The sequence below is a fragment of the Methylobacterium sp. 1973 genome, assembly GCF_040545035.1.
Classification (GTDB): domain Bacteria; phylum Pseudomonadota; class Alphaproteobacteria; order Rhizobiales; family Beijerinckiaceae; genus Methylobacterium; species Methylobacterium fujisawaense.
The window spans coordinates 1-1,569 of the sequence record NZ_JBEPLA010000041.1; the positions used below are offsets into that span (position 1 = coordinate 1).

The window sequence follows — 1,569 nt, forward strand, 5'->3', positions numbered from 1 at the left end:
AGGCGGAGGCACGCTATTATGCCCAAGCCGAGGTCCAAGCCTTGGCCGCCTGAGCCAAACCAAACGGCCTCCGGAAAACCCGGCGCGGTTCAGTTTTGCAGAGAATGCGTATAGGGCGGCCGGAGCGTGAGCGGGAGATCAGCCTGCAACGCAACGGCCTGCGTTCGCACAGACAATCTCACGGACACGCGCATGACAACCGGATCGTCCATACCTGATAACGATGCAGAAAAGCAGAAGCTGGTTCGCCACCTCGGGACTTTTGACTCGAACATTCGCTTCCCGGCACCCTACGTGGCATTCGCTGGAAGGCCCTCATCGCAAATATTCGACCATGGCTGGCACTACGATGCGCTCGGCTATCGCAACGACGTAGCCGCTGGGCCTAGGAGTAAAAACGAGACCTTGAGGGTGTTTATTGTCGGCGACAGCACGCTGGTCGATGGACTCACGAACGACGATACCGTCCCCGGAAGAGTTCAGACACTGCTACGCGAAGAATTCGGTGTCGGGGCGTATGTTTACAATTTTGGAGCAATATCCAGCTGTCTTAATCAATCTATAATGCTCTCTACCATGAAATTTATCGATTTAGATCCAGATGTTATAGTTATAATAGGAGGCGGTACAGATACTTTCCAGCCCTGGACTTTTGATCCACGCCCGGGAAATCCGTACAATATGTTTGCTCTCGAAGCCATTTACGGCGACCTGTTTTCTCAGGATCAGCGGCAGGGAGCACTGTCCAGTCTCAGCCGAGAATCGGTTCAGGATCTGATATTTGCGCGACTGCGCAATCTGAGACTGATCACGCGTTGGAAGGATCCAGCTTGGGAATGGGAGGTGGTGAGGAAGTTCGAACTTGCAGTTGACCGTCTCGGCCGGCTCTCAAAAGGTATCGCTATACCTGTCCATTTCATTCTTCAGCCCATGGTTGTTCGCAAATCATCGCCGACCGAGAGCGAAAAATCATTCGCGTCCGAAGAATTTCTGAATTACCTCGATCGCCAATACGAAAGATTGAAAACCGTCACACTAGAATATGAGGGAAAGTATGGCTCTCGCGATTTTTTCAGCATTCACGATCTAAGCGACGCGTTTATGAAAATCAACGAACAGATATTTACAGACATAGTCCATTACAATGATGCCGGCAGGCAAATTATGGGCAGTAGTATATTTGGCCTCATAAGAGAGGACTGCGAGATCAGCCACAGAACCAACTCGTAACTGTGGATTGTGTGAGATCGGTCGGGCCGAGACCGCCCGTCCGTCCACGTTGTCGACTTGCGCGCGCTCGAACGGGTATGCGGCTTGAGCGGTGCGCCTGTCTGCGCCCCTTAAGCACTCCGACAGGAGCAGGACCGGTGACTCTCGCGTAGATTGCATCCGCGGATCACATCGCGCACATTCACGAAGGTGACACTTGTCGATTTCATGCGGTCTCACATTGACCGCTGGCTCTTCCGCCTGAGCCCTAGGGTGTGGACTCGATCAGCACCAGAAGGCGATGACGGCGGCCAGAGCGAGGGCCGAGGCGTAGTTGCGGGCGAGTTTGTCGTAGCGGGT

The 1,569-nt window shown here is 53.6% G+C and carries 1 protein-coding gene; it reads left to right on the forward strand.

Features of this window, described 5'->3' with window-relative positions; translation table 11 throughout:
* Positions 1 to 192 precede the first annotated feature (192 nt).
* Complete coding sequence (locus ABIC70_RS28350) at positions 193 to 1,230, forward strand: SGNH/GDSL hydrolase family protein (RefSeq protein ID WP_354442435.1); 1,038 nt, start codon at positions 193 to 195, stop codon at positions 1,228 to 1,230.
* Positions 1,231 to 1,569: the final 339 nt, after the last annotated feature.

Excerpts from the sequence above, each read along its gene's own strand:
- ABIC70_RS28350 (WP_354442435.1), top strand. The coding sequence starts at position 193 with ATGACAACCGGATCGTCCATACCTGATAACGATGCAGAAAAGCAGAAG.